Below are 1,842 nucleotides of genomic sequence, written 5' to 3' on the forward strand. Positions count from 1 at the left end.
ATACCTGGGCAAGGGGCTGGCGATCTTGATCGACATTCTGAACCCCGAGTGCATCGTGCTGGGCTCGCTGGCGGTGCGGCTTGGCGAGTTGCTGCTGGGGCCGGCGCGGGAGGAAGTGCAGCGGGAGTCGCTGGCCCCGGCGTGGCAGAACTGCCGGATCGTGCCTGCCGAGCTTCGCGGGCACATAGGCGACGTGGCGGCTTTGTGCGCGGCGATGTATAATCAATCGGCAGACGCAACGAAGCAGTGGCAGTAGGGATCGCGATAATGCATCTGATCTACGTCGATGATTCACGAGACGAAGGCCTATGCGTCTTCTCCGCGTTGGCCATTCCCGGCGATCTTTGGCAGGACGCATTCGGCAGAATACGAGAATTCCGTCGCCGTGTAAGGGACCAGCACGGCATATACGTCCACTGTGAATTCCACGCGTGGAAATTCGTCTCCGGGCGAGGCAGTATTTCCCCCCACATCGTAACCAAGTGGGACCGCTGCCAGATATACAAGCAGGCACTGGATATGGTTGCTCATCTGCCCGGAGTGCGTCTCTTCAATGCGGTTTTCAATGTCAAGCAGGATGAGTTAGCGTTCGAGCGGTTGCTAAACCGGATCAACCGGGCCATGCAGGTATGGGACAGTCACGCGATTCTTGTCTGCGATGAAGGCAAGGAATCCGGCTACACCCGCCTCGCGCGCAAGATGCACGTCTACAATCCGATCCCGAGCCGATTCGGCGTGTGGAACGAGACGGGAACGAAGAGTCGGAACATTCCAATCGAACGCATTATCGAGGATCCTTTTTTCAAGAAGTCGGAGCAGTCGTATTTGATCCAGTTGGCAGACTTTTGCGCCTACTCGCTTCTGCGACGAGAACACCCGTTGCCGTCAAAGAACAAATACGGCCTGAATCAGGCATTCAAACTGCTCTCGCCCATCCTGGTTCTGGAGGCGAGTCGGCGTGACCCGGAAGGGATTATTCGGCCATAAAAAAAGCTCCGACCTGGGTCGGAGCTTTGAGCAGGGCCTACATCCGCCGCCAAGGACGGGTTCGGTCCTGCATCATTATATTACGTTGTGAGAACACGAATGTCAATGGCAATCGGACCACGTGTACTGCGACTGCGGAGGTCAGGGCAGCAGGAAAGGAGCATCGCAGATGCCGGACAGTGACATCAGGGCGCGGTCGGTGGAGGTGGAATTCTCGCCGGCGGTGTTGCGTACGCCGCTGAAGTTCGGGTCGGGGATGGTGACGGACATAACCCTGGCGGAGGTAACGGCCGAGGTGGAGAACCGGTCAGGCCGAACCGCGCGGGGCCGCGGGGCGATTTTGCTGAGCGACCTGTGGGCGTGGCCGGGCAAGCTGGCCCACGCGACGCGGGACGCGGCGATGCGGCGGCTGACGCAGCGGCTGGCGGAGTTGTTTTCGGGCGGCGAGTTCGGCCATCCGATCGACCTGTACTGGGACCGCAAGAAGACGATGCTGGAGATCGCGGCTGAGTTGTCGGCGGAAGCGAATCTGGCTGAGCCGATCAACGCGTTGACGGTGTTGATGTGCGCCTCGCCGATCGACGCAGCGGTGCACGACGGGTTCGGGCTGGCCAATGGGATCAGCAGTTACGACGGCTACGGCCGGGAGTTCATGGCCAGCGACCTGTCGCGCTATCTGGGGCCGGAGTTCGCCGGGCATTACCCGCAGGAGTTTTTGACCGGGTCGTTCGCCGAGACGCTGCCGGTCTTCCACCTGGTGGGCGGCGTGGACAAGCTGACCGAGGACGAGGTCGGGCCGGGCGACCCGCGGGACGGGCTGCCGGTCTCGCTGGACCAGTGGATCCGCCGGGACGG

At 61.3% G+C, this 1,842-nt stretch carries 3 protein-coding genes; all 3 read left to right on the top strand.

All coding sequences use genetic code 11. From position 1 onward, the window contains the following. Window positions 1–256: hypothetical protein (locus GXY33_12535; GenBank protein NLX05958.1), on the top strand; the 256-nt coding region annotated here is incomplete at its 5' end. Between the two features lie 11 nt (window positions 257–267). Next, the gene (locus tag GXY33_12540; GenBank protein NLX05959.1) at window positions 268–987 is read left to right on the top strand and encodes a DUF3800 domain-containing protein; all 720 of its coding nucleotides are present in this window, start codon (window positions 268–270) and stop codon (window positions 985–987) included. Between the two features lie 169 nt (window positions 988–1,156). After that, a partial coding sequence (locus GXY33_12545; protein NLX05960.1) for a hypothetical protein occupies window positions 1,157–1,842 on the top strand: 686 nt, incomplete at its 3' end.

The sequence above is a fragment of the Phycisphaerae bacterium genome (assembly GCA_012729815.1).
Taxonomy (GTDB): domain Bacteria; phylum Planctomycetota; class Phycisphaerae; order JAAYCJ01; family JAAYCJ01; genus JAAYCJ01.